General features: G+C 75.8%; 1 protein-coding gene. It reads left to right on the top strand.

Annotated elements, in window-relative coordinates; genetic code table 11:
• Positions 1 to 161 precede the first annotated feature (161 nt).
• Positions 162 to 1,505 (top strand): protoporphyrinogen/coproporphyrinogen oxidase, encoded by a 1,344-nt coding sequence (locus tag AAHZ94_RS33830; RefSeq protein WP_349997520.1) that lies wholly within the window; start codon positions 162 to 164, stop codon positions 1,503 to 1,505.
• Positions 1,506 to 1,574 lie beyond the last annotated feature (69 nt).

Below are 1,574 nucleotides of genomic sequence, written 5' to 3'. Positions count from 1 at the left end.
GCTCTGGTCCGCGAAAGGACCAGAGCGCCGGAGCGCCGGGGCACCGAGAACCAACAGAACCAACAGAACCCACAGCACGCCGCAGCACCGGCCCAGCAGACCAAAAGGGACAGCAGGGCAGCAGGGCACGAAGGCACCACGAGGAGAGGGAAGGAAGCGGCATGGCGCGAGACCTGGCCGATGTGGACATCGCCGTGGTGGGCGCGGGGATCTCCGGGCTGACGGCGGCCTACCGGCTACAGGAGGCGGGCCGCCGGCCGGTGGTCTTCGAGTCGGAGCAGGCGGTCGGCGGGCGGATGAAGGCCCGCCGGGTGGACGGCTGGATCGTCGAGGAGGGCACCGAGACGCTGGCCGCAGCCGGCTACGACGCCACCTGGCGGCTCATCAGGTCAGTCGGCCTGGACCGCGACGGCGGGGTGCGCAAGGTCACCAGCCTGGCCGGGGTGTGGCGCGACGGCCGGGCGCACGCCGGCACCGGGCACTGGTTCGGGGCGCTGAGCGGCTCGGGACTCACCCTCGGCGGCCGGTTGGCGCTCAGCTCCCTGGTGGGTGAGATCGCCGGCTCCGCCGGGGGCTTCGACACCCGGCACCCGGGGCAGAGCCCGCTCGGCACCCGTACCGTGGCCAGCCTGGCCACGGGCCGCAACCGCGAGCTGTACGACTACGTGTTGCAGCCGGCGGTGGCCCCCGCCTGGGCCTGGGACCCGCACCGCTCGTGCGCGGGCCCGCTGGTCTCCACCATGCTCTCCACCCGCGGGCTGCTGGGCTGGCGCACCTACCGGGACGGCATGGACGCGCTGGCCAGGTCGGTTGCCGGGCACTTGGACGTACGGACCTCGCGCGCCGTGACCGAGGTGAAGGACACCGACGCGGGCGTGACGCTGGTCTTCGCCGACGGGCAGACGGTGACGGCGCGCGAGGCCGTCCTCGCCGTGCCGGCCCCCCTGGCCCACGCGCTGCGCCCCGGCGCGCCCGCCGACGAGGCACCGTACCTCCAGGCCGCCTCGTACTCCCCGATGATGCGCATCACCTGCCTGGTGGACCGGCCCCTGATGCCACCCCAGCGGCGCGGCACCCCCGAGGTGTACGCGGTGCTGGTGCCGGAGGTCGAGGACGGTTACGTCAGCGGGGTGACGTTCGAGCACGCGAAGGCCGCCAACCGGGCGCCGGCGGGCCGCGGTCTGGTGAGCATCCTCACCGCGCAGCGGGCCACCCGCGAACTGCTCGACCAGCCGGACGATGCGGTGCTGGCGGCGCTGGTGCCGCGCGCCGAGCGGTACGCGCCTGGCCTCGGCGCGGCGCTTCAGCAGGCGTTCGTCCACCGCTTCCGGTACGCGTCGCCGGAGGCTTCACCGCAGGCGCTGCGGCTCCAGAGCGCCTTCACCGGGCGGCCGGCGCGGGCGGTGGAGTACGCGGGTGACTGGGTGTACCAGCGGCCATCGAGCGAGGCGGCGGTGCAGTCGGGCGAGTGGGCGGCGGAGCGGCTGCTGTCCCGGGCGGCCTGAGCGGCGCCCTGGGGGGGGGGGGGGGCCCCCCCCCCCCCCCCCCCCCCCCCCCCCCCCCCCCCCCCCCCC

The sequence above is a fragment of the Streptomyces sp. HSW2009 genome (genome assembly GCF_040240285.1).
In the GTDB taxonomy this organism is placed as follows: domain Bacteria; phylum Actinomycetota; class Actinomycetes; order Streptomycetales; family Streptomycetaceae; genus Streptomyces.
This window is presented reverse-complemented; position numbering and strand designations above follow the sequence as displayed.